Here is a 24,208-nt window from a genome sequence, read left to right as displayed (position 1 = left end):
CTACAAGGGATCGCGATTGCCTGTAGGAGCGGCCTTGTGTCGCGAAACGAGGGCGAAGCCCTCGCCAGCGGTATCAACCCGGACGCACAACCTCGCCCGTCACCAGATTGCGAATCACGCTAGGGTTCTTGCGCCCACCCAGCGCCCCACCGAGCACCAGGTCCACCTGCCCATGGAAATACTGCTCCACCCGCAAGCGGCTCTTGGCCGCCGGGCGCCCGGCCGGGTTGCAGGAGGTGGAAATCAGCGGCCCCACCAGCGCGCACAGCTCGCGCACCTGCGGATGGTCGCTGACCCGCAGCGCCACGGTGTCGTGATGGCCGGTGACCCACTCGGGCAGCAGGTCCTGGTGCGGCACCAGCCAGGTATTCGGCCCAGGCCAAGTGGCCGCCATGCGGTCGATCCAGTCCTGGGGGAAATCCTCGAACAAAAAGTCGAACTGGCGAATGTTGTCGGCGATCAGGATCAGGCCTTTATCCACAGGCCGCGACTTGAGCGCCAGCAGGCGGTACACCGCGTCCTCGTTCCACGGGTCGCAGCCCAGGCCCCAGACCGCTTCCGTCGGATAGGCGATCACCGCACCCGCCTTCACCTCACGCGCGGCTTGTTGCACACGCCAACTGCTCACCATTTTCCGTCTCTCCGCATAAACGCCGTGTGCGCAGTGTACTTAGCCGGAACGGGCAAACCAACGCCCGGCTTCATTGCTCACCCGGCCTTCGAGCTCCAGCTCGGTGAGGCTGGCCAGCACCTCGGCCAACGGCTTGCCACTGCTGTGGGCCAGGCCCTCGCTGGTATGCGGCGCGGCATGCAGCAGGGCCAGCAGCGGATGCCGGGGATTACCCACAGGCGCCGGCGGCAGGTTCTGCCAGCCGCGCAAGCTGTCGAGGATCTGTTCCACGCTTTCCACCAGTAGCGCGCCGTCGCGGATCAGCTGGTGGCAGCCCTTGGCGCCGGGGTGGTGGATGGACCCGGGGATCGCATACACCTCCCGCCCTTGCTCGGCCGCCAGCCGCGCAGTGATCAGCGAACCGCTGGCAAGACTGGCCTCGACCACCAGCACGCCCAGCGACAGGCCGCTGATGATGCGGTTGCGCCGGGGGAAGTTGCCGGCCAGCGGCCCGGCATCCAGTGGGTACTCGGAAACCAGGGCGCTGCCCCTGTCGAGAATCGTCCTGGCCAACTCGCGATGGCGCTGTGGATAAAATTTTTGCAAACCCGTGCCGAGCACCGCGACAGTCTGCCCGCCGACCGTCAGCGCGCCCCGATGAGCGGCACCGTCGACGCCCACGGCAAGGCCGCTGGTGATGACGAATCCGGCCTGGGACAGACAACGGGAAAAGGCCCCTGCGGTATCCAGCGCCGGTGCTGAAGCACGCCTGCTGCCCACGATCGCCAGTTGCGGACGCTCCAACAAGGCGGGGTCGCCCGCGACGAACAACAGTGGCGGCGGGTCGTCGATTTCGCCCAGCAACGCCGGGTAGCCAGGCCGGTCCCACATCAGTAAATGCTGGCCCGGACGCTCTAGCCAGGCCATTGCAGCCAAAGCCCCGTCACGCACTTGCGCACTGCGCCGGGCATCTATACTGGCTGCCGACAGCCCCAGCGAACGCCACGCGCTGGCCGGTGCGCTGAGCGCCGACGAGGCACTGCCAAAGGCTTCGATCAGGGTGTGAAAGCGTCGCAAGCCAATATCCGGAAGACGATGCAGACGCAGTCGCGCTTCCAGTTCAGCTGGCGGACAAGGCGACGAATGGACAGTGCTCATGGGAATCTTCCTTGACCAAAACGGGGCCACTGGCGTGGCGCATCCTGTGGATAACTTTGTGGGTAATACTTTGAAAAGCTGTCCATGAAATGGCAGCTATCAAGCCCATAGAGACCCTAGTCGAGCTTTCCCAGGTGCCGAACGCCCCGATTCCCTTTATTATGTGTGCTCAGTTTTCAACCGACCGCACAGTGACTGCCTGACCCTATGGCCATCTTGAACATCCTCGAATTTCCAGACCCGCGCCTGCGTACCATTGCCAAACCGGTAACGGTGTTTGACGACGCCCTGCGCCAGTTGATCGACGACATGTTCGAAACCATGTACGAAGCCCCTGGCATCGGCCTGGCCGCGACCCAGGTCAACGTGCACCAGCAAGTGGTGGTGATGGACCTGAGCGAAGACCGCAGCGAACCGCGCGTCTTCATCAACCCCAGCGTCGAGGAGCTGACCCACGACATGGGCCAGTACCAGGAAGGCTGCCTGTCGGTGCCGGGCTTCTACGAGAACGTCGACCGCCCCCTGCGTGTGCGGGTCAAGGCCCAGGACCGCGACGGCAAGCCCTACGAACTGGAATGCGAAGGCCTGCTGGCCGTGTGCGTGCAGCACGAGTTCGATCACCTCAACGGCAAGCTGTTCGTCGACTACCTGTCGCAGCTCAAACGTGACCGGATCAAGAAAAAGCTGGAAAAGCAGCACCGCCAGCAAGCCTGATCCCCACCTTCCAGAAGGCTTGCTCCGGCAAGCCTTTTTCTTTTTTGCAGCGAGAACACCATGCGCATCGTCTTTGCTGGCACTCCAGAGTTTGCCGCCGAACACCTCAAGGCCCTGCTCGACAGCCCGTACGAGATCGTGGCCGTCTACACCCAGCCCGACCGCCCTGCCGGCCGTGGTCAGAAGCTCATGCCGAGCCCGGTCAAGCAGTTGGCCGTGGCCCATGACATCCCGGTGTTCCAGCCACCAACCCTGCGCAACGCCGACGCCCAGGCCGAACTGGCCGCGCTCAAGCCCGACCTGATGGTGGTGGTTGCCTACGGCCTGATCCTGCCGCAAGCGGTACTCGACATCCCGCGTCTGGGCTGCATCAACAGCCACGCATCCTTGCTGCCACGCTGGCGCGGTGCGGCGCCGATCCAGCGCGCCGTCGAAGCCGGCGACGCCGAAAGCGGCGTGACCGTGATGCGCATGGAAGCCGGCCTGGACACCGGCCCGATGCTGCTCAAGGTGGTCACCCCCATCAGTGCCGACGACACCGGCGGCAGCCTGCACGACCGCCTCGCCGAAATGGGCCCGCCTGCGGTGATCCAGGCCATCGCCGGCCTGGCCGACGGTTCGCTGCTAGGTGAAGTCCAGGACGATGCCCTGGCCACCTACGCGCACAAGCTGAACAAGGACGAAGCGCGCATCGACTGGAGCCGCCCGGCCGTCGAGCTGGAACGCCTGATCCGTGCCTTCAACCCCTGGCCGGTGTGCCACAGCACCCTGGACGGCGAAAGCGTGAAGGTACTCGCCGCCAACTTGTCCACAGCCCAGGGCGCCCCTGGCGAAATCCTGTCGGCCAGCAAAGATGGCCTGGTGGTCGCCTGCGGCGACCAGGCCCTGAGCCTGACCCGCCTGCAACTGCCGGGCGGCAAGGCCCTGAACTTCGCCGACCTGTTCAACAGCCGCCGCGAGAAATTCGCCAGTGGCAAGGTGCTCGGCCAATGAACCCGCGCCTGGCTGCCGCCCGTGCCTTGGCCGCTGTGCTCAGCGGCAAGGCTTCGCTGAACAGCTCGCTGCCGGCGCAGCTGGACAAGGTCGAGGAACGCGACCGTGGCCTGACCCAGGACCTGGCCTTCGGCACCGCCCGCTGGCAGCCGCGCCTGGACCTGCTGGCCGCGCAGCTGCTGCAAAAACCCTTCAAGGCCGCCGACGCCGATGTGCAGGCGCTGCTGCTGGTCGGCCTGTACCAGCTGTTCTACACCCGCATTCCGGCCCACGCGGCCATCGGCGAGACCGTCGGCTGTGCCGACAAGCTGAAAAAGCCTTGGGCCAAAGGCCTGCTCAACGCCGTGCTGCGCCGCGCCCAGCGCGAAGGCGAGGCACTGCTCGCCGGCATGGAACGCGACCCGGTGGTGCGCACCGCCCACCCGCGTTGGCTGCAAAAGTCGCTCAAAGCCTTCTGGCCGGAGCAGTGGGAAGCCATTTGCGCGGCCAACAACGCCCACCCGCCGATGATCCTGCGGGTCAACCGCCGCCATCACAGCCGCGATGCCTACCTGGCACTGCTGGCCGAGGCAGGCGTTGGCGCCAGCGCCTGCCAGTACAGCCGTGACGGTATCGTCCTGGGCGAAGCCTGCGACGTGCGCGGGCTGCCGGGCTTTGCCGAAGGCTGGGTCAGTGTCCAGGACGAAGCGGCGCAGCTGTCTGCCGACCTGCTCGAACTGGCCCCCGGCCAGCGCGTGCTCGACGCCTGCTGCGCCCCCGGCGGCAAGACCTGCCACCTGCTCGAAGCCGAACCGGGCCTGGCCCACATGACCGCCATCGACCTCGAGGCCAAGCGCCTGACCCGCGTGCGCGAGAACCTCGAGCGCCTGCAGCTGGATGCCGAACTGATCGCCTGCGACGCCCGCGACACCGCCAGCTGGTGGGACGGCAAGCCGTTCCAGCGCATCCTGCTCGACGCCCCGTGCTCGGCCACCGGCGTGATCCGCCGCCACCCGGACATCAAGCTGACCCGCCAGGCCGACGACATCCCGGCCCTGGCCACGCTGCAGGGCGAACTGCTCGATGCCCTGTGGCCAACGCTGGAGGTGGGCGGCATGCTGCTGTATGCCACCTGCTCGAGCCTGCCGACCGAGAACACCGAAGTGATCGACGCCTTCCTCGCCCGCACCCCCGGTGCCCGCGAGCTGGACCTGGCCACCGAAGCCGGCCTGCGCCAACCCCACGGCCGCCAGCTGTTGGCCCAGGAAGGCGGCCATGACGGTTTCTACTATGCCAAGCTGATCAAGATCGCCGCTTCACGCGGATAAGAACAAGGGTAGGGAGTAGCGGATGAAGATCATCATCCTCGGCGCAGGGCAGGTCGGCGGCACGCTGGCCGAGCACCTGGCCAGCGAAGCCAACGACATCACCGTGGTCGACACCGATGGCGAGCGCCTGCGCGACCTCGGCGACCGCCTGGACATCCGCACCGTGCAGGGCCGCGCCTCGCTGCCGACAGTGCTGCGCCAGGCCGGTGCCGACGACGCCGACATGCTGGTGGCGGTGACCAACAGCGACGAGACCAACATGGTCGCCTGCCAGGTGGCCTACTCGCTGTTCCACACCCCGACCAAGATCGCCCGGGTACGCGAATCGGCCTACCTGACCCGCGAGGAGTTGTTCGACAACGACCATATCCCGGTGGACGTGCTGATCAGCCCCGAGCAGGTGGTGACCAACTACATCAAGCGCCTGATCGAACACCCCGGCTCCTTGCAGGTGATCGACTTCGCCGAGGGCAAGGCCCAGCTGGTGGCGGTCCGGGCCTACTACGGCGGGCCGCTGGTAGGCCAGCAACTGCGCCAGATCCGCGCGCACATGCCCAACGTCGATACCCGCGTGGCGGCGATCTTCCGCCGCGACCGGCCGATCACCCCGCAAGGCGACACGGTGATCGAAGCCGACGACGAAGTGTTCTTCATTGCCGCGAAGAAGGACATCCGCGCGGTGATGGGCGAGCTGCGACGCATCGACGAGACCAACAAGCGCGTGGTCATCGCCGGGGGCGGGCAGATCGGCGAACGCCTGGCCGAGGCCATCGAGAGCCGCTACCAGGTGAAGATCATCGAGATGAACCCGGCCCGCTGCCGGCAGCTCTCCGACACCCTGGAAAGCACCGTGGTGCTGCAGGGCAGCGCGTCGGACAAGGACCTGATGCTCGAGGAGAACATCGCCGATGCCGATATCTTCCTGGCCCTGACCAACGACGACGAGGCCAACATCATGGCGTCGCTGCTGGCCAAGCGCCTGGGCGCGCGCAAGGTGATGACCATCATCAACAACCCGGCCTACGTCGACCTGGTACAGGGCGGCGACATCGACATCGCCATCAGCCCGCAGCTGGCCACCATCGGCACCTTGTTGGCCCACGTGCGCCGTGGCGACATCGTCAGCGTGCACTCCCTGCGCCGTGGCGCGGCCGAGGCCATCGAGGCGGTGGCCCACGGTGACTCGAAGTCGAGCAAGGTGGTGGGCAAGGCCATCGAGGACATCAACCTGCCGCCGGGCACGACCATCGGCGCGATCATTCGCGAGGACGAAGTGATGATCGCCCACGACGACACCGTGATCGAGTCGGGCGACCATGTGATCCTGTTCGTGGTGGACAAGAAGCATATTCGCGACGTGGAGAAGCTGTTCCACGTGGGCTTGAGTTTCTTCTAGGAGGGAAGGGCATGCGCGAATCGCTGGAGAAAATGCTGGCCAAGGGTGTGGACAACCCGCTGCTGAGGTTCGGCCTGGGCAAGGCCTGGCTGGACGAGGGCAATGGCGCCGAAGCGGCGCTGCACCTGGCAGCTTGTGTGCAGCAGGATCCGAAGTACTCGGCGGCCTGGAAGCTGCTGGGCAAGGCGTATCAGCTCAGCGGCGACCTGGCTGGCGCGCGCAAGGCCTGGGAGGAGGGGATCGTCGCGGCGCAGGCCCATGGCGACAAGCAGGCCGAGAAAGAGATGGCCGTTTTTCTCAAGAAGCTGAACAAGGCTTGAAATCGCCGGGGCTGCTTTGCAGCCCATCGCGACACAAGGCCGCTCCTACAGGAGATCGCGGTCACCTGTAGGAGCGGCCTTGTGTCGCGAAAGGGGCGCAAAGCGCCCCCAGGTCCTCAATACCAGCGCGGCTCGCCAGCCGGGCGCTTCTTGAAGCGCTTCATGCTCCACATGTACTGGCTCGGGTACTCGCGCACATAACGCTCGACCACCTGGCTCATGGCCGCCGCCGATTCATTCACGTCGGTGCTGTACATGGCCTCTGGCGCCGCCTCCAGGAACACCTTGAAGCCCGAGCCATCCGGCAAGCGCAGGGCATGCAGGAACACACCGACCGCCTTGCCGCCGGCGAGCATGTTCGGCACGAACTTGCTGGTCAGCGCCTGGGTGCCGAGGAACGGCACGAACACGCCGGCAGACTCCGCCGGCTCCGGGTCGGCCGGAATCCCTACCTGGCCGCCACGGCGCACTTCCTTGATCACGCTGAGGATGCCTTCCTTGGTCGACGGCGCCACGCGGTTGCCCATCTGCACCCGCTGCTCGCGCAGCAAGTCATCCACCGCCTTGAGCTTGGGTGGGCGGTAGAAGATGATCGGCTTGCACTGGTTGCAGTAGAAGTGATTGAGCACTTCCCAGTTGCCCAGGTGACTGGTGATGCCGACCACGCCCTTGCCCGAGGCCAGGGCCTGCTCCAGCACTTCCAGGCCGTGCACTTCCTTGACCAGGTCGAGCGAACGCTGCGGCGGCCAGATCCAGGCGCAGGCGCTCTCGACGAACGACTTGCCGATGTCCTTCAGCGCACGGCCGACCAGTTGCTCGCGCTCGGCCGGGTCCATCTGTGGGAAGCACTTGGCCAGGTTGATGCGCACGACATTGCGCGAGCCGTTGGGGATTTTCCACATCAGCCAGCCGATCCCGGCGCCGACGCGCTGCACAGCGCCCCAGGGCAGCTTGGCAAACAGGCGCAGCACCCCGACCATCAGGGCGCCCTTGAACTTTTCCACAGGCGAATTCCTTATTTCAGCAAGGCGCGCATTGTAACCTCTCAGCGCACCAAGGCGGCGTAGCGATCGCAATCGGTGGTGTGGTCCATGACCATGCCGGTGGCCTGCATGAAGGCGTAGCAGATGGTCGGCCCAACGAAGGTAAAGCCGGCTTTGCGCAGGGCCTTGCTCATGGCCTTGGCCTCGTCGGTGACCGCCGGGACCTCGCTGCGGCCAGTGAAATGGTTGATCTTCGGCGTGCCCCCGACGAACGACCACAGCCACTCGGCGGGGTTATCCACAGCCAGCCAGGCCTGCGCGTTGCGGCGCACGGCCTTGAGCTTGAGGCGGTTGCGGATGATGCCGGCGTCCTGCATGAGCGCCTCGATGCGCGCGTCGCTCAGGCCCGCCAGTTTCACCGGGTCGAAGTTGTCCAGCACCTGGCGATAGCGCTCGCGCTTTCTCAACACCGTGATCCATGACAACCCCGCCTGGAACCCTTCGAGCAAAAGCATCTCGAAGAGCAACGCCGGGTCGCGCTGCGGCGTTCCCCACTCATGGTCGTGATAGGCCTGATACAACGGATCGTCGGAACACCAAAAGCAGCGTGGCATAAGGCTCCAATAACGTAGAGGGCGAGGCGAATCGGGTTATACTCCCGCTCTTTACATCCGCATCCCCAGATACAGGTGAATTTCGTGAGCCAGCCTACGCCAGCCGTGCGTACCTTCCAAGACCTGATCCTCGCCCTGCAGAACTACTGGGCCGAGCAAGGTTGTGTGGTGCTTCAGCCCTACGATATGGAAGTAGGCGCCGGCACTTTCCACACCGCGACCTTCCTGCGCGCCGTGGGCCCAGAAACCTGGAACGCCGCCTATGTGCAGCCCAGCCGTCGCCCCGCCGACGGGCGGTATGGCGAAAACCCCAACCGCCTGCAGCACTACTACCAGTTCCAGGTGGTGCTCAAGCCGAACCCGGCCAACTTCCAGGAGCTGTACCTCGGCTCACTGAAAGCCATCGGCCTGGACCCGCTGGTTCACGATATCCGCTTCGTCGAAGACAACTGGGAATCGCCGACCCTCGGCGCCTGGGGCCTGGGCTGGGAAATCTGGCTGAACGGCATGGAGGTGACCCAGTTCACCTACTTCCAGCAGGTCGGCGGCATCGAGTGCTACCCGGTCACCGGTGAGATCACCTACGGCCTGGAGCGCCTGGCCATGTACCTGCAGGGCGTGGACTCGGTCTACGACCTGGTGTGGGCCGACGGTCCGTTCGGCAAGGTCACCTACGGCGACGTGTTCCACCAGAACGAAGTGGAGCAGTCGACCTACAACTTCGAGCACGCCAACGTCGAGAAGCTGTTCGAACTGTTCGACTTCTACGAAAGCGAAGCGAACCGCCTGATCAAGCTCGACCTGCCGCTGCCGACCTACGAAATGGTCCTGAAGGCCTCGCACACCTTCAACCTGCTGGACGCCCGCCGCGCCATCTCGGTAACCGAGCGCCAGCGCTACATCCTGCGCGTGCGTACCCTGGCCCGGGACGTGGCGCAAAGCTATCTGCAAGCCCGCGCGCGCCTGGGCTTCCCGATGGCGTCCCCCGAATTGCGTGACGAAGTGTTGGCTAAGCTGGAGGCTGCACAATGAGTGCTCAAGATTTCCTGGTTGAACTGGGCACCGAAGAGCTGCCGCCGAAGGCCCTCGCCTCGCTGGGCGACGCCTTCCTCGCCGGTATCGAGAAAGGCCTGCAGGCCGCTGGCCTGAACTACACCGGCAAGCAGGTCTACGCCGCGCCGCGCCGCCTGGCGGTATTGATCCGCCAGCTGGACGTGCAGCAGCCGGATCGCAGCATCAACATCGACGGCCCGCCCCTGCAGGCCGCATTCAACGCCGAAGGCCAACCGACCCAGGCGGCCCTGGGCTTCGCCAAGAAGTGCGGCGTGGAGCTGTCGGACATCGACCAGAGCGGCCCGAAGCTGCGCTTCTCCCAGCACATCCCGGGCAAGGCCACCAGCAGCCTGCTGCCAACCATCGTCGAAGACTCGCTCAACGACCTGCCGATCCCCAAGCGCATGCACTGGGGCGCCAGCCGCGAAGAGTTCGTGCGCCCAACCCAGTGGCTGGTGATGCTGCTGGGCGATCAGGTGGTCGACTGCACCATCCTCGCGCAGAAGGCCGGCCGTGAATCCCGTGGCCACCGCTTCCACCACCCGGAAAACGTACTCATCACCACCCCGGCCAACTACGTCGAGGACCTGCGCAAGGCCCACGTGCTGGCCGACTTCGCCGAGCGTCGCGAGCTGATCAGCAAGCGCACCGCGGAACTGGCCATGCAGCAGGAAGGCACGGCCATCGTGCCGCCGGCGTTGCTGGACGAAGTGACCGCGCTGGTCGAATGGCCGGTGCCGCTGGTGTGCTCGTTCGAGGAGCGTTTCCTCGAGGTGCCGCAGGAAGCCCTGATCACTACCATGCAGGACAACCAGAAGTACTTCTGCCTGCTGGACAGCGAAGGCAAGCTGCTGCCGCGCTTCATCACCGTGGCCAACGTCGAAAGCCGCGATCCGAAACAGATCGTCGAAGGTAACGAGAAGGTCGTGCGCCCGCGCCTGACCGACGCCGAGTTCTTCTTCAAGCAAGACAAGAAGCAGCCGCTGGAAAGCTTCAACGAGCGCCTGAAGAACGTGGTGTTCCAGGCACAACTGGGCACCGTGTTCGACAAGGCCGAGCGCGTCTCCAAGCTGGCCGCGTTCATTGCACCGCACCTCGGCGGCAGCGCCGCCAACGCCGGCCGTGCCGGTTTGTTGTCCAAGTGCGACCTGGCCTCGGAAATGGTCGGCGAATTCCCTGAGATGCAGGGTATTGCCGGCTACTACTACGCCCTCAACGATGGCGAGCCGCAAGACGTCGCCCTGGCGCTGAACGAGCAGTACATGCCGCGTGGCGCCGGTGCCGAGCTGCCGCAGACCCTTACCGGTGCTGCCGTGGCCATCGCCGACAAGCTCGACACCCTGGTCGGCATCTTCGGCATCGGCATGCTGCCCACCGGTAGCAAGGACCCGTATGCCCTGCGTCGCGCCGCCCTGGGCGTGCTGCGCATCCTGATCGAGAAACAGCTGGACCTGGACCTGACCGCCGCGGTCGAGTTCGCGGTCAAGCAGTTCGGTGCCAAGGTCAAGGCCGCCGGCCTGGCCGAGCAGGTGCTGGAGTTCATCTTCGACCGCCTGCGTGCGCGTTACGAAGACGAAGGCATCGACGTCGCCACCTACCTGTCGGTGCGTGCCCTCAAGCCCGGCTCGGCGCTGGACTTCGACCAGCGCGTGCAGGCCGTGCAGGCGTTCCGCAAGCTGCCGGAAGCCGAGGCCCTGGCCGCGGCGAACAAGCGCGTGTCGAACCTGCTGGGCAAGGCCGAAGGCGCCATCGCCGAGCAGGTCGAACCGAAGTACTTCGACAACGCCAACGAGTTCTCGCTGTACTCGGCCATCCAGCAGGCCGACCAGGCCGTGCAACCGATGGCCGCCGCGCGTCAGTACAACGAAGCGCTGGCTCGCCTGGCCGCGCTGCGCGATCCGGTCGACGCCTTCTTCGAGGCGGTGCTGGTGAACGCCGAGGACGCCAAGGTACGCGCCAACCGTTATGCCCTGCTCAGCCGCCTGCGCGGTCTGTTCCTGGGCGTGGCCGATATCTCGCTGCTGGGGTAAGCCGTTGAAACTGCTGATTCTTGATCGAGACGGAGTGATCAACCATGACTCCGACGCCTACATCAAGTCGCTGGAGGAGTGGATCCCCATTCCCGGCTCGATCGAGGCCATCGCGCAGTTGAGCAAGGCGGGCTGGACGGTGGCTGTTGCCACCAACCAGTCCGGCATTGCCCGTGGCTACTACCCGCTGGCGACCCTCGAGGCCATGCACGCGCGTCTGCGCGCGCTGGTGGCCGAGCAGGGTGGCGAGGTCGGTTTCATCGTGCATTGCCCGCACGGCCCGGACCAAGGCTGCGATTGCCGCAAGCCCAAGCCCGGCATGCTGCGGGCGATCGCCGAGCACTACCAGGTTCCCCTGGCCGGCGTGTGGTTCGTCGGCGACAGTAAAGGTGACCTGGAGGCGGCCCTGGCCGTCGATGCACAACCCGTGCTGGTAAAAACCGGCAAGGGCGAGCGAACCCTGGCAAAGGGCGTTCCGGAAACTACACTGATTTTCGACGATCTGGCAGCCATCGCCAGAGAACTTATTTAAAAGGGTGCGCCTTGACCGGCGCACTTTTCATTAGGCGGGCCATGCCCCGCAACGGTACATGCCACTATGTCGATCCTGCAGGCGATCAGAATCTTTCTTTTTTACCTGCTGTTGGGCACCAGTTCGCTGCTGTGGTGCTCGCTGAGCTTCTTCGTCGCGCCTTTCCTGCCGTTCCCCAAGCGCTACAAGTTCATCAATGTGTACTGGTGCCGCTGCGCATTGTTTCTGGTGCGTACGATCCTGGGCATCAACTACAAGATCACTGGCGCTGAGCATGTGCCGAAAGTGCCTTGCGTGATCCTGTCGAACCACCAGAGCACCTGGGAGACGTTCTTGCTCTCGGCGTACTTCTCGCCGCTGAGCCAGGTGCTCAAGCGCGAACTGCTGTACGTGCCGTTCTTTGGCTGGGCCATGGCGATGCTGCGGCCGATCGCCATCGACCGGAAGAACCCCAAGGAGGCCCTGCGCCAGGTCGCCAGCCAAGGCGACGAGTTGCTCAAGCAGGGCACCTGGGTGCTGATTTTCCCCGAAGGCACCCGCGTGCCCCACGGCCAGATCGGCAAGTTCTCCCGTGGCGGTACTGCGTTGGCGGTGAACGCCGGGCTGCCCGTGCTGCCGATCGCCCACAACGCCGGCAAGTTCTGGCCGCGCGAGGGCTGGGGCAAGCGCCCAGGCACCATCGAGGTGGTGATTGGCGAGCCGATGTACCCCGAAGGCACCGGGCCACGGGCCATCGCCGAGCTGAACGACCGTGCCCAGGCGTGGAACGAGGCGGCCCAACGGGCCATGGGCTCATTGCCGCCCGCGGCGGAAAAGCCGGAACAGCAGCGCGCCTGACGTTTTGTGGATAAGTTGTTAGTAATTTTTGGATTAAACGTCTCGATTGATAGCTAAGTGTTTGAATTAGCTATTTATTTCTCTGTATGACGTTTTTTCGAAAATCGTGCATAAGTTTTTTCGCGCGATAAAAAAACCGGCTTTTACGCCGGTTTTTTTTGTGGGCTCCCAGGTGATATCCCCAGCGCCACCTCACACCTTGTCGATATCCACATCCTTGGTCTCTTTCAGGCAGAAGATCCCCACCACCAGGCTCACCCCGGTGATCAGCACCGGGTACCACAGGCCGTAGAAGATATCCCCGGTGTACACCACCAGCGCGAACGATACCGTCGGCAGGAAGCCGCCGAACCAGCCATTGCCGATATGGTAGGGCAGGGACATCGAGGTGTAGCGAATGCGCGTGGGGAACAGCTCGACCATCACCGCCGCCAGTGGCCCGTAGGTCATGGTGGCGATCAGGATCATGGCGACGATCACCACCACCACCATCACCTGGTTGACGTGGGCCGGGTCAGCCTTGGCCGGGTAGCCGGCGGCATCGATGGCACTGCGCATGGCTGCTTCGTCGAAGCCACTGATGGTCTTGTCGCCAATGCTCACGCTGACCCCACTGCCGGCAGTCTCCACCGAACTGTAGGGCAGGCCCTGCTTGACCAGGAACGTCTTGACCTTGTCGCAAGGGCTGTCGAAACGCGCCTTGCCCACCGGGTCGAACTGGAAGGTGCAGCCTTGCGGGTCGGCGCTGACCACGATCGGTGCCTGGCGGCTGGCCGCGTCGATCTGCGGGTTGGCGTAGTGGCTCAGGGCCTTGAACATCGGGAAGTAGCACAGCGTCGCCAGCAACAGGCCGACCATCAGGATCGGCTTGCGCCCGATGCGGTCCGACAGCCAGCCGAAGAACACGAAGAACGGCGCGCCGATCACCACGCTGATGATCAGCAGGGTATTGGCCTGGGCCGGGTCCATCTTGAGCATCTGGGTCATGAAGAACAGCACGTAGAACTGCGCGGTGTAGAAGGTCACCGCCTGCCCGGCATTGATGCTGAACAACGCCGTGAGCACCACCTTGAGGTTCGGCCAGGAGGTGAAGGACTCGCGGATCGGCGACTTGCTCACCTTGCCCTGGGCCTTCATTTTCACGAAGGCCGGCGACTCGTGCATGCTCATGCGGATCCAGGTGGAAATCGCCAGCAGGAAGATCGAAAGCAGGAACGGCAGGCGCCAGCCCCAGGTCTCGAACTGATCGCCGCTGATGTAACGGCTGGCGAGCACCACGGTCAAAGACAACAGCAGGCCCAGGGTGGCGGTGGACTGGATGAAACCGGTGTGGAAACCGCGCTTGCCGGGTGGCGCGTGCTCGGCCACATAGGTGGCGGCGCCGCCGTATTCACCGCCCAGGGCCAGGCCCTGGAGCATGCGCAGCACCACGAGGATGATCGGCGCGGCGATACCGATGCTGGCGTAGGTAGGCAGCAGGCCGACCGCGAAGGTCGACAGGCCCATCAGCACGATGGTCACCAGGAAGGTGTACTTGCGCCCGATCATGTCACCCAGCCGGCCGAACACCAGCGCGCCGAACGGGCGCACCAGGAAGCCGGCGGCGAAGGCCATCAGGGCGAAGATGAAGGCGGTGGTGTCGTTGACCCCAGCGAAGAACTGCTTGCTGATCACCGCCGCCAGGGCGCCATAGAGAAAAAAGTCATACCACTCGAACACCGTCCCGAGGGATGAGGCGAAAATGATCTTGCGTTCCTCACGGCGGCTGTCGCGGGTGACCGCCGCACCTTGCTCCTGGATGTAGTCCGACATCGTTGCTGTCCTCGGCCCGTGGGCCACAGTGATTATTCTTGTTGTTCCACTGTCGGCGACCTCCGACCGCAGGTCGCCGGTGTTGCACACACCCGGGTCAGGGCGTCGGTATCGCGTTGCTGTCGCTGAGGTGGGTCTGTGTATGCGCGCCCTTGAGGATCAGTTGCGCCGCCTTCTCGGCGATCATCAACGTGGGTGAACAGGTATTGCCGGAGACGATCTGCGGCATGATCGAGGCGTCGGCCACGCGCAGCCCAGGGATGCCGTGCACGCGCAGCTGGCTGTCGACCACGTCGAGGGCGCCACCGCCCATGCGGCAGGTGCCCACCGGATGGAAGATGGTGGTCCCGATCTGCCCGGCGGCCTGGTGCAGGTCTGCTTCGCTGTGCAGGGCAGGGGCGGGCAGGTACTCACGGGGTTCGAAGGCGGCCAGGGCCGGCGCCTGGACGATGCGCCGGGTGAGGCGGATGGCGTCGGCGGCGACGCGCAGGTCCTCGGGGTCGCTGAGGTAGTTGGGGTCGATCAATGGCGCGGCGGCCATGTCCGCCGAGCGGATATCGATACGCCCGCGACTGGCCGGACGCAGGTTGCATACCGAGGCAGTGAAGGCCGGGAAGCGATGCAGCGGCTCGCCGAAGCGCTCCAGCGACAACGGCTGCACGTGGTACTGCAGGTTGGCGGTGGCCTGTTCCGGGCCTGAACGCACGAACGCGCCCAACTGGCTCGGCGCCATGGCCAGCGGGCCGCTGCGGTCGAAGGCGTAGCGTAGGCCCATGCCCAGTTTGCCCCACAGGCTGTTGGCCATCTGGTTGAGCGTGCGGGTGTTCTGGATCTGGTAGATCAGCCGCAGTTGCAGGTGGTCCTGCAGATTGCCACCCACGCCGGGCATGTCGTGACGCACCGCAATGCCCAGGCCTTCGAGCAACTTGCGCGGGCCGATGCCGGAGCGCTGCAGGATACCGGGCGAACCCACGGCGCCTGCGCACAGGATGATCTCGCGGCGGGCGCCGAACTCATGCCACGCGCCTTGCCAACGTGCCTTCACGGCATGGGCCCGGGTGTTGCTGAGCAGCACCTGGTCGACCTGCACGCCGGTCAGCACGGTCAAGTTGGGGCGCTGGCGGATAGGCCGCAGGAATGCCTTGGCCGAGTTCCAGCGCACACCGCTGCGCTGGTTGACCTGAAAGTATCCACACCCTGCGTTGTCGCCGGTGTTGAAGTCGGCAACCTTGGCGATGCCGCTCTGCTCGGCGGCATCGCGGAAAGCATCGAGGATCGGCCAGCTGTAGCGCTGCTGCTCGACCCGCCACTCGCCATCGGCGCCGTGACTGTCGCTGGCGCCGGCAAAGTGGTTTTCGCAGGCCTTGAACAGCGGTAGTACATCTTTCCAGGCCCAGCCGTCGTTGCCTTGCTCGGCCCAGCGATCATAGTCGGCGGCCTGGCCACGCATGTAGATCATGCCGTTGATCGATGAGCAGCCGCCCAGCACCTTGCCGCGCGGATAACCCAGGACACGCCCGTTCAGGCCGGGCTGGGCCTCGGTCTTTAAGCACCAGTCGGTGCGTGGGTTGCCGATGCAGTAGAGATAACCGACCGGGACGTGAATCCACGGGTAGTTGTCGCGGCCACCGGCCTCGAGCAGCAGGACGCGGCAGGCAGGGTCGGCGGACAAGCGGTTGGCCAGCAGGCATCCGGCAGGACCGGCACCCACGACCACGTAGTCGTAGACAGAATCGGCTGATGGCATGTGCAACCTCGCGCCTGATTATTATTCTTGTCCCGACCCATCTTATTGATTATTTTCGCCGGGGAAACACGAGATTTCGCGCAGCCGTTGTGCGTTTTAGCACAACGTTCCGACCCCATCGCGGGGCCTCAGAATGCCTGGACAAGGATGCTCGATGTTCGACTGGAACGATCTGCGGTTTTTCCTCGAGTTGCAGCGCAGCGGCCGCCTGCTGACCGCTGCCAAGCGACTTAACACCACCCACAGCACCGTGGCCCGGCATATCGAGAGCATCGAGAAGCACCTGGGCACCGCGCTGTTCGTCCAGCATGCCCAAGGCTACGAACTCACCCCCTCCGGCCAGGCCCTGCTCAAGCATGCCGAGGCCATGGAGAATACCGCGCTGCTGGCGCAGGAAGAGATCACCCAGGCCATCACCCCGCTGGGCAAGATCCGCCTGGGGGTCACCGAGGGCATCGGCATCATGTTCTTCACCCCGCGCATGAAGTCGCTGTTCCAACGCTACCCGGGGCTGGAGGTGGAGCTGGTGGCCGTGCCGCGTTTCGTCAGCATCCTCAACCGCGAAGCCGAGATCAGCATCCACCTGGAGCGCCCCGCTGCCGACCTGTTGATCACCCGCAAGCTCACCGACTATCGCCTGGCCTTGTACGCCAGCCAGGACTACCTGGACCGCGCACCACCACTGCACAGCCGCGAGGATCTGGCCCGGCACAGCTGGATCGGCTATGTCGACGACCTGCTATTCAGCCAGGAGCTGCTATTGCTCAACAGTTTTTGCCGGGCACCAAACGTGGTGTTTCGCAGCACCAGCGTGATCGCCCAGCAGCATGCCGCCCAGGCTGGGCTAGGTATCGCCGTGCTGCCCAACTACATGGCCGGGCACGACCCGAAGCTGGTGCGCGTGCTGCCCAGCGAAACCCTCCAGCGCAGCTACTGGATCTGCACCCGCCGCGAACTGCACAAGTCGGTACGCCTGCGGGTGGTGTGGGACTATCTGCTGGCGCTGTGCGCCGCCGAGCAGGCTGCGCTGCTAGCCGAGTAGCGCCTTGCCAGCCAGCAACACGGCAGCGCAGCAACCTGCAACCGCGAACAGCTGCTGCAGGCGTGGGCCGGCCAGCTTGCTGGCCAAGGGCCTGGCCAGCAACAGGCCGAGCACCGCACCCACGGCGAACGGCGTGCCGACCCACCAGTGCAGGACCCCGGCCACGCTGGCGCTGACCACACTGCCGGTGGACACCAGGGCGATCACCGCCAGCGAAGTGGCGACGATGCTTTTCATGTCCAGGTTGGTATAGCGGTTCAAGGCCGGGATGATGACGAAGCCACCCCCCACGCCCAGCAACCCCGACAACAACCCCGAGAGCATCCCGGTGAATGCCAGCGCCCGAGCGCAGGGCAGGGTCCAGCGCAGGCGCCCCTGCAACGGGTTGAGCACGCAGGGCATGATCTGCCGCTCGCCACAGGGCGGCTGCCCACGCAACTCGCGCGCGGCCTTGCACCAGATACGCCGGCAGGCGTAGACCAGCACAGCGGCGAAAACCAGCGCCAACGGTGTGTTGGGTAACTGGTGCGCCAACATCAGCCCGAGCGGCGCACAGGCGATGCCGATCAGCGCGATGAACAGTGCCGCCCGATAGCGCACCAAGCCTTGGCGCAGGCCGAGCAAAGCACCGACCGCAGCCGCCAGGCCCACGGCCAGCAAACCGATCGGCGCTGCCTCGACCATGCTCAGGCCAAGCCCGAACACCAGCAGCGGCACGGCGAGGATTCCACCGCCGGCACCGGTCAACGCCAGTACCGCGCCAATGATCGTCCCGAGACCGGCGCCCAGCAGTTGCTGTTCGATCACTGCGACGCCTCGACCAGCAAGGGTTGTGGCTTGGCCAACCATTCCCGGCCCTTGAGCATGGCCTTCCAGTACAGCGGTGGCAGGATCTGCGCCTTGAGCAACCAGGCCAGGCGGGTGGGCTTGCGGCCATCGAGCAACCAACGCGGGAAGCTCGGCGCGACCTTGCCGCCGTAGGTGAACTCGGCCAGGACGATCTTGCCGCGCTCCACGGTCAACGGGCAGGAGCCGTAGCCATCGTACTGGGCCAAGGTCGACAAGCGACCGAGCGCCACCAGTACATTGTTGGCCACCACTGGCGCCTGCTTGCGCGCCGCGGCGGCGGTCTTGGCATTGCTGGTATTGGCCACGTCGCCCAGCGCGTGGACATTGCCGAACTGGCGGTGGCGCAGGGTATGCGGGTCGACGTCCACCCAGCCGGCGGCATCGGCCAGTGGGCTGTGGCGGATGAAATCCGGCGCCACCTGTGGCGGTACCACGTGCAGCATGTCGAAGGTTTCGACGCGAGTCTCGCTGCTGCCGTCGGGGAGGGTACGGATGAACGTGGCGCGCTTGTTCGGACCATCCACCGCCGTCAGGCGATGCTGGTAGTTCAGGTCCACGCCGTACTTGTCGATGTAGCTCATCAGCGCCGGCACATAGTCGGGCACCCCGAACAGCACGGCACCGGCATTGAAGAAGCTGGCGCGCACGTTACCGAGATGGCCGTGGCGCAGCCAGTGGTCGCAGGACAGGTACAACGCCTTCTGCGGCGCGCCGGCGCATTTGATCGGCATCGGCGGCTGGGTGAACAGGGCCCGGCCTTGCTTGAGGTTCTGTACCAGTTGCCAGGTATAGGGCGCCAGGTCGTAGCGATAGTTGGAGGTGACGCCGTTGCGCCCGAGGGTTTCGCCGAGGCCTTCGATAGCCTGCCAATCCAGCTTCAACCCTGGGCAGACCACCAGTTGTTCATAGCTGACGGCGCGGCCATCGTCGAGGATGACCAATTGCCCTTGCGGGTCGAAGCCCTCGACCCGCGCCTTGATCCAGCGCACGCCGCGGGGCAGGGTGGCAGCCATGGTGTGGGCGGTGCTCGGGGCCTTGAACACGCCGGCACCGACCATGGTCCAGCCGGGTTGGTAGTAGTGCACCTCGGCGGGATCGATCAGGGCGATATCCAGCGACGGGTCGCGGGCTATCAGGCTCGAGGCGGTGGCGATACCAGCGGCACCGGCGCCGACAATCACCACCTTATGGTGGTCGGCACGGGAGGTATCGGTAGGGGGCAGCAGGGCAGGCATGGCAAGTGTTCCTTTGACTCTCGTTATGGGTGCAGCGTGGCTTACAACGTGTTCAGCGGAATTTTCAGGTAGCTCACGCCGTTCGCTTCGGGCTCGGGGAACTGCCCGCTGCGCATGTTGATCTGCACCGAGGGCAGGATCAGCACGGGCATGTCGAGGGTCTTGTCGCGGGCTTCGCGCATCTCGACGAAGCTGTCTTCGCTGACGCCTTCATGGATATGGATGTTGTTGGCGCGCTGTTCGGCCACGGTGGTCATGAACCGCAGCTCGCGGCCACCGGGCAAGTAGTCGTGGCACATGAACAGCCGGGTCTGGTCGGGGAAGGCGAGCAGACGACGGATCGAACGGTACAAGGTTCGCGCACTGGCGCCGGGGAAATCGCAGCGGGCGGTACCGTAGTCGGGCGTGAACAGCGTGTCACCGACGAATACCGCGATTTCACCTGCGTCCTCGACCATGTAGCTCATGCATGCGGGCGTGTGCCCAGGGGTATGCAGGGCACGGGCATGCAGGTTGCCGATGCGAAAGCCTTCTTCATCGACCAACAGCACATCGAACTGGCTACCATCGCGGGCGAAGCCAGGCTCGGCGTTGAACAGGGTGCCGAAGACTTTCTGCACCTGGGTGATCTGCGCACCGATGGCGATGCTGCCGCCAAGTTGCGCCTTGAGATAGGCCGCCGCCGACAGATGGTCGGCATGCACGTGGGTATCCAGAATCCACTGCACCTTGGCGCCCAACGCTTCGACCCGGGCAATCAGTTTGTCTGCCGAAACGGTGCAGGTACGCCCGGACTTGGGGTCGTAATCCAGCACGCTGTCGATCAGCGCGCACTGGCGGGTCTCGCCATCCATCACCAGGTAGCTGATGGTCGAGGTCGCTTTGTCGAAGAATTCTTCGACGTGAAGGTTGTTGCCGATGATCATTGCACTCTCCAGTTATCCACCGGGCCTCCTTGAAGGCATAGGCAGTGGAGATTGCTTTATCAAGATACATGCCATGCCTTTCCGATGACCGCCGCCCCCTGTAGGCGCGGCCTTGTGCCGCGATGGGCTGCGCAGCAGCCCCCGATCTGACAGCCGAGGGTGACAGTTGCTGGCAGACGACTGTCAGCCAATGGCAGTGTTTGGCAGTCCTTGCTACCCTCGCCAGGTCCTTCATCTGGTGCTGTCATGCTAGCTGCTCCCCATCCTGCGATCCTCGCACTGGTGTCTTACCTTGAACACGATGTGCTGCCCAGCATCGTGCTCGATACCGACTACAACATCCTCGCCGCCAACGCCGCCTACCGTCGCCAGTTCGGTAGCGAGGCACATGCGCCGATCGGCGAGAAGTGCCATCGGGTTTCGCACCACTATGCCGTGCCTTGCGACCAGGCCGGCGAACACTGCCCACTGCGCAAGTCACTGGACAGCAAGTTGCCCGAGCGCGTACTGCACATCCATCACACGCCGCGCGGTCCGGAACATGTGGACGTGGAACTGCGGCCGATCCTCGATGACCAGGGCAGGGTAGTGGCCTTTGTCGAACGCCTGACCAGCGTCACCCTGGCGTCCGCCCAGCCCCAGGAGCAAGGCCTGGTAGGGCGCGCTCCTGCGTTCAAGAGCGCGGTGGCCAGTTTGCAGCGAGCCGCTCCGGCGCAGATCCCGGTACTGCTGCAAGGTGAGTCGGGCACCGGCAAGGAGCTGTTCGCCCGGGCCTTGCACCTGGGTAGCCCCCGAGCCAACGGGCCGCTGGTGGTGGTCGACTGCACCGGGCTGACCGAATCGTTGTTCGAGAGCGAGTTGTTCGGCTACGAGAAGGGCGCCTTCACCGGTGCCACCCAGCGCAAGATCGGCCTGGCCGAGGCCGCTCACGGAGGTACCTTGTTCCTCGACGAAATCGGCGAGGTGCCACTAACCATGCAGGTGAAGTTACTGCGCCTGATCGAGTCTGGCAGCTTCCGCCCGGTGGGCAGCACCCGCACCGTTCATTCGGATTTCCGTCTGGTGTCGGCGACACACAAGCCATTGAAAGAGATGGCCAGCGAAGGGACCTTCCGGGAAGACCTGTATTACCGCATCAGCGGATTTCCGATTCGGCTGCCATCGTTGCGCGAGCGGGTCGAGGATTTGCCGTTGCTCTGTGAGAGCCTGTTACAGCGCATGGCGGGCAAACAAGCGCCCAAGGTGTCGAGCGAAGCGCTCAAACGTCTTGGTCTGCATACATTCCCAGGTAACATCCGTGAGCTGCGCAACATCCTCGAGCGCGCCCGGTTGTTCGCCGATGACGGTTTGATCCGGCCTGAGCATCTTCCCGAAGAGGTCTATTCAGTGGCCAAAACATCCGGCACACGCAGCCGTGGCATCAGCGAAATGGCCGACCTGGCCCACGCCCTGGAGACCTTCAAAGGCTCACGCAGTGAACTGGCCGAGTATTTGGGCATGAGCGAGCGCACGCTTTACCGTCGATTGAAAACACTTGGCTTGTCGTAGTTCCACGTGGAACATTCTTGCGGATGAAAAAAAAACCAACCCTTGCGGGTTGGTCTTTTTTGTACTGCCTGCAGCTGATCAGAAGTCCAGGTTGGACACCGACAACGCATTGCTTTCAATGAAGTCGCGACGTGGCTCAACCGCATCCCCCATCAGGGTGTTGAACAGCTGGTCAGCGGCAATGGCGTCTTCGATGGTCACCTTGAGCATACGGCGCACAGTCGGATCCATGGTGGTTTCCCACAGCTGGTCCGGGTTCATCTCACCCAGCCCTTTATAGCGCTGGATGGTATGACGCTTGGTGCTCTCGTTCATCAGCCAGTCCAAGCCTTCCTTGAACTCGGTGACCGCCTTGCGACGTTCGCCACGCTGCACGTAGGCGCCTTCGCCCAGCAGGGTGCCGAGCTTGGCTCCGAGGACGACCACGGAACGGTAATCGTTGCTGCCGAAGAACTCACGGTTGAAGGTGACGTAGCTGGCCAGGCCATGGGAGGTGATTTCCACTTCCGGCAGCCAGATATTGCGTTCCTTGTCTTCGCGCAGGCGGGCCACGTAGCTCAGGCCAGATTTCTGGCTGTTGTTCAGGCGCTCCTGGAACTTGTCCAGCCAGGCTTGCATGTCCGCCTGGTTGGCCAGTTGCTCCTGGGTGACTTCCGGCAGGTAGATGAAATGCTCGGTCAGCTCCTGCGGGTACAGGCGCGACAGGCGCTTGAGCGTCTTCATCACGTTGCGGAATTCATTGACCAACGCCTCGAGCTGAACGCCGGATACCGCGGGTGCCGACTCGTCCAGGTGCAGGCTGGCATCTTCCAGGGCCGACTGGGTCATGTATTCTTCCATGGCCTCGTCATCCTTGATGTACTGCTCCTGCTTGCCTTTCTTCACCTTGTACAGCGGTGGCTGGGCGATATAGATGTAGCCACGCTCGACCAGCTCTGGCAACTGACGGAAGAAGAAGGTCAGCAGCAGGGTACGGATGTGCGAACCGTCGACGTCAGCATCGGTCATGATGATGATGTTGTGATAACGCAGCTTGTCGATGTTGTACTCTTCGCGGCCGATGCCACAGCCCAGGGCAGTGATCAAGGTGCCGACCTCCTGGGAGGAGATCATCTTGTCGAAGCGTGCCTTCTCGACGTTGAGGATCTTGCCCTTCAGCGGCAGGATCGCCTGGGTGCGTCGGTTACGGCCTTGCTTGGCCGAACCACCCGCGGAGTCACCCTCCACCAGGTAGAGTTCGGAAAGAGCAGGGTCCTTCTCCTGGCAGTCGGCCAGCTTGCCCGGCAGGCCGGCGATGTCCAGCGCGCCTTTGCGGCGGGTCATCTCACGGGCCTTGCGCGCGGCTTCACGGGCACGAGCGGCATCGATCATCTTGCCGACCACGGCCTTGGCTTCGTTGGGGTTTTCCAACAGGAAGTCGGCGAAGTACTTGTTCATCTCCTGTTCCACGGCGGTCTTCACCTCCGAGGAAACCAGCTTGTCCTTGGTCTGCGAACTGAACTTCGGATCCGGCACCTTGACCGAAATGATCGCGGTCAGGCCTTCGCGGGCGTCGTCACCGGTGGTGGCAACCTTGTTCTTCTTGGCCAGGCCTTCCTGCTCGATGTAGCTGTTAAGGCTACGGGTCAGCGAGGAACGGAAGCCGACCAGGTGGGTACCACCGTCGCGCTGCGGAATGTTGTTGGTGAAGCACAGCAGGTTTTCGTTGAAGCTGTCGTTCCACTGCAGAGCAACCTCAACACCCACGCCATCGTCACGCTGGACATTGAAGTGGAAGACCTGGGAGTTGACCGGGGTCTTGTTGGTATTGAGGTATTCGACGAATGCGCGCAGGCCACCTTCGTAACGGAAGAACTCTTCCTTGCCGGAGCGCTCGTCCTTCAACAGGATGCCGACGCCGGAGTTCAGGAACGACAGCTCGCGAATACGCTTGGCGAGGATGTCCCAGCTGAAGTGAATATTCTTGAAGGTCTCGGCCGAAGGCTTGAAGTGGATGTGGGTACCGGTGGTTTCGCTATCACCCACCACCGCCATTGGCGCTTGTGGCACACCGTGCACGTAGGTCTGTTCCCAGATCTTGCCGCTACGGCGAACGGTGAGCACCAGTTTTTCGGACAGGGCGTTCACCACCGACACACCTACACCGTGCAGACCGCCGGATACCTTATAGGAGTTGTCGTCGAACTTACCGCCGGCGTGCAGCACGGTCATGATGACCTCGGCTGCGGAAACGCCTTCTTCTTTATGCACGTCGACCGGAATACCGCGGCCGTTGTCACGGACGCTGATGGATTCGTCCGGGTGAATGATGACGGTGATGTCATCGCAGTGCCCGGCCAGGGCTTCGTCGATCGAGTTGTCGACCACCTCGAACACCATGTGGTGCAGGCCGCTGCCGTCATCGGTGTCGCCAATGTACATGCCGGGACGTTTGCGTACGGCATCCAGCCCTTTCAGCACCTTGATGCTGGAGGAGTCGTACGTTTGATTTTCGCTCATGCC

21 protein-coding genes are annotated in these 24,208 nt (G+C 64.1%); 11 read left to right on the top strand and 10 right to left on the bottom strand.

The window, feature by feature from the left end; translation table 11 throughout:
- Window positions 1-73: 73 nt before the first annotated feature.
- Together NJG22_RS04130 and dprA are read right to left on the bottom strand one after the other, a co-directional pair.
- Entirely contained in the window at window positions 74-631 is a 558-nt protein-coding gene (locus NJG22_RS04130; RefSeq protein ID WP_253092791.1) for an L-threonylcarbamoyladenylate synthase, read from the bottom strand.
- A gap of 39 nt (window positions 632-670) precedes the next feature.
- The gene (dprA, locus tag NJG22_RS04125; RefSeq protein ID WP_253092789.1) at window positions 671-1,768 is read right to left on the bottom strand and encodes a DNA-processing protein DprA; all 1,098 of its coding nucleotides are present in this window, start codon (window positions 1,766-1,768) and stop codon (window positions 671-673) included.
- A 207-nt stretch (window positions 1,769-1,975) separates the two neighbouring features.
- Between dprA and def the strand changes: the two genes are divergently transcribed.
- From def to NJG22_RS04100, 5 genes are read left to right on the top strand one after another with little or no spacing between them, the layout of a single operon-like run.
- Window positions 1,976-2,482, top strand: a complete 507-nt coding sequence (def, locus tag NJG22_RS04120; protein WP_038707094.1) for a peptide deformylase — start codon at window positions 1,976-1,978, stop codon at window positions 2,480-2,482.
- A gap of 60 nt (window positions 2,483-2,542) precedes the next feature.
- Complete coding sequence (gene fmt / locus NJG22_RS04115; RefSeq protein WP_253092787.1) at window positions 2,543-3,475, top strand: methionyl-tRNA formyltransferase; 933 nt, start codon at window positions 2,543-2,545, stop codon at window positions 3,473-3,475.
- A complete protein-coding gene (gene rsmB / locus NJG22_RS04110) occupies window positions 3,472-4,782 on the top strand; it encodes a 16S rRNA (cytosine(967)-C(5))-methyltransferase RsmB (RefSeq protein ID WP_253092780.1) in 1,311 nt (436 codons plus the stop codon). Before fmt ends, rsmB begins: the two co-directional genes overlap by 4 nt.
- A 22-nt stretch (window positions 4,783-4,804) precedes the next feature.
- Entirely contained in the window at window positions 4,805-6,178 is a 1,374-nt protein-coding gene (gene trkA, locus NJG22_RS04105; protein WP_217851576.1) for a Trk system potassium transporter TrkA, read from the top strand.
- An 11-nt stretch (window positions 6,179-6,189) separates the two neighbouring features.
- Complete coding sequence (locus NJG22_RS04100; protein WP_253092778.1) at window positions 6,190-6,498, top strand: tetratricopeptide repeat protein; 309 nt, start codon at window positions 6,190-6,192, stop codon at window positions 6,496-6,498.
- Between the two features lie 116 nt (window positions 6,499-6,614).
- Here NJG22_RS04100 and NJG22_RS04095 read toward each other — a convergent pair whose 3' ends face one another.
- Complete coding sequence (locus NJG22_RS04095; protein WP_253092777.1) at window positions 6,615-7,502, bottom strand: lysophospholipid acyltransferase; 888 nt, start codon at window positions 7,500-7,502, stop codon at window positions 6,615-6,617.
- Between the two features lie 41 nt (window positions 7,503-7,543).
- The gene (locus NJG22_RS04090; RefSeq protein WP_253092774.1) at window positions 7,544-8,095 is read right to left on the bottom strand and encodes a DNA-3-methyladenine glycosylase I; all 552 of its coding nucleotides are present in this window, start codon (window positions 8,093-8,095) and stop codon (window positions 7,544-7,546) included.
- An 84-nt stretch (window positions 8,096-8,179) separates the two neighbouring features.
- Between NJG22_RS04090 and glyQ the strand changes: the two genes are divergently transcribed.
- From glyQ to NJG22_RS04070, 4 genes are all read left to right on the top strand, one after another.
- Complete coding sequence (glyQ, locus tag NJG22_RS04085) at window positions 8,180-9,127, top strand: glycine--tRNA ligase subunit alpha (protein ID WP_011531473.1); 948 nt, start codon at window positions 8,180-8,182, stop codon at window positions 9,125-9,127.
- Complete coding sequence (gene glyS, locus NJG22_RS04080) at window positions 9,124-11,178, top strand: glycine--tRNA ligase subunit beta (protein WP_253092772.1); 2,055 nt, start codon at window positions 9,124-9,126, stop codon at window positions 11,176-11,178. Before glyQ ends, glyS begins: the two co-directional genes overlap by 4 nt.
- Window positions 11,179-11,182: 4 nt before the next feature.
- Window positions 11,183-11,710 (top strand): D-glycero-beta-D-manno-heptose 1,7-bisphosphate 7-phosphatase, encoded by a 528-nt coding sequence (gene gmhB, locus NJG22_RS04075; RefSeq protein ID WP_253092770.1) that lies wholly within the window; start codon window positions 11,183-11,185, stop codon window positions 11,708-11,710.
- 66 nt (window positions 11,711-11,776) lie between these two features.
- Entirely contained in the window at window positions 11,777-12,547 is a 771-nt protein-coding gene (locus NJG22_RS04070) for a lysophospholipid acyltransferase family protein (RefSeq protein WP_253092768.1), read from the top strand.
- A gap of 192 nt (window positions 12,548-12,739) precedes the next feature.
- Here NJG22_RS04070 and NJG22_RS04065 read toward each other — a convergent pair whose 3' ends face one another.
- Window positions 12,740-14,359 (bottom strand): MFS transporter, encoded by a 1,620-nt coding sequence (locus NJG22_RS04065; RefSeq protein WP_253092766.1) that lies wholly within the window; start codon window positions 14,357-14,359, stop codon window positions 12,740-12,742.
- A 97-nt stretch (window positions 14,360-14,456) separates the two neighbouring features.
- On the bottom strand, window positions 14,457-16,106 hold the full coding sequence (locus NJG22_RS04060) for a GMC family oxidoreductase N-terminal domain-containing protein (RefSeq protein WP_253092763.1): 1,650 nt from the start codon (window positions 16,104-16,106) through the stop codon (window positions 14,457-14,459).
- A 154-nt stretch (window positions 16,107-16,260) separates the two neighbouring features.
- Between NJG22_RS04060 and NJG22_RS04055 the strand changes: the two genes are divergently transcribed.
- Window positions 16,261-17,148 (top strand): LysR family transcriptional regulator, encoded by an 888-nt coding sequence (locus NJG22_RS04055; protein ID WP_253092761.1) that lies wholly within the window; start codon window positions 16,261-16,263, stop codon window positions 17,146-17,148.
- Here NJG22_RS04055 and NJG22_RS04050 read toward each other — a convergent pair.
- Genes NJG22_RS04050 through NJG22_RS04040 form a run of 3 tightly spaced genes read right to left on the bottom strand, consistent with a single transcriptional unit; the run spans window position 17,137 to window position 20,158 of the window.
- A complete protein-coding gene (locus NJG22_RS04050) occupies window positions 17,137-17,955 on the bottom strand; it encodes a sulfite exporter TauE/SafE family protein (RefSeq protein ID WP_253092759.1) in 819 nt (272 codons plus the stop codon). The two genes, NJG22_RS04055 and NJG22_RS04050, sit on opposite strands and share 12 nt — an antisense overlap.
- Window positions 17,952-19,232 (bottom strand): FAD/NAD(P)-binding oxidoreductase, encoded by a 1,281-nt coding sequence (locus tag NJG22_RS04045; RefSeq protein ID WP_253092757.1) that lies wholly within the window; start codon window positions 19,230-19,232, stop codon window positions 17,952-17,954. The genes NJG22_RS04050 and NJG22_RS04045 overlap by 4 nt, the downstream gene beginning before the upstream one ends.
- 41 nt (window positions 19,233-19,273) lie before the next feature.
- Window positions 19,274-20,158, bottom strand: coding sequence for an MBL fold metallo-hydrolase (locus NJG22_RS04040; protein WP_253092755.1), 885 nt, complete (start codon window positions 20,156-20,158; stop codon window positions 19,274-19,276).
- A gap of 246 nt (window positions 20,159-20,404) precedes the next feature.
- Between NJG22_RS04040 and NJG22_RS04035 the strand changes: the two genes are divergently transcribed.
- Window positions 20,405-21,706: a sigma 54-interacting transcriptional regulator gene (locus NJG22_RS04035; RefSeq protein ID WP_253092753.1), complete on the top strand. Its 1,302-nt coding sequence runs from the start codon at window positions 20,405-20,407 to the stop codon at window positions 21,704-21,706.
- Between the two features lie 78 nt (window positions 21,707-21,784).
- Here the strand turns inward: NJG22_RS04035 and gyrB are convergent, their stop codons facing one another.
- The gene (gyrB, locus tag NJG22_RS04030) at window positions 21,785-24,205 is read right to left on the bottom strand and encodes a DNA topoisomerase (ATP-hydrolyzing) subunit B (protein ID WP_253092751.1); all 2,421 of its coding nucleotides are present in this window, start codon (window positions 24,203-24,205) and stop codon (window positions 21,785-21,787) included.
- Between the last annotated feature and the right edge of the window lie 3 nt (window positions 24,206-24,208).

This window comes from Pseudomonas sp. VA159-2 (genome assembly GCF_024126635.1).
GTDB lineage: Bacteria > Pseudomonadota > Gammaproteobacteria > Pseudomonadales > Pseudomonadaceae > Aquipseudomonas > Aquipseudomonas muyukensis.
Note: the sequence above shows the minus strand (reverse complement) of the source record. Positions and strands in the feature narration are given on the sequence as shown.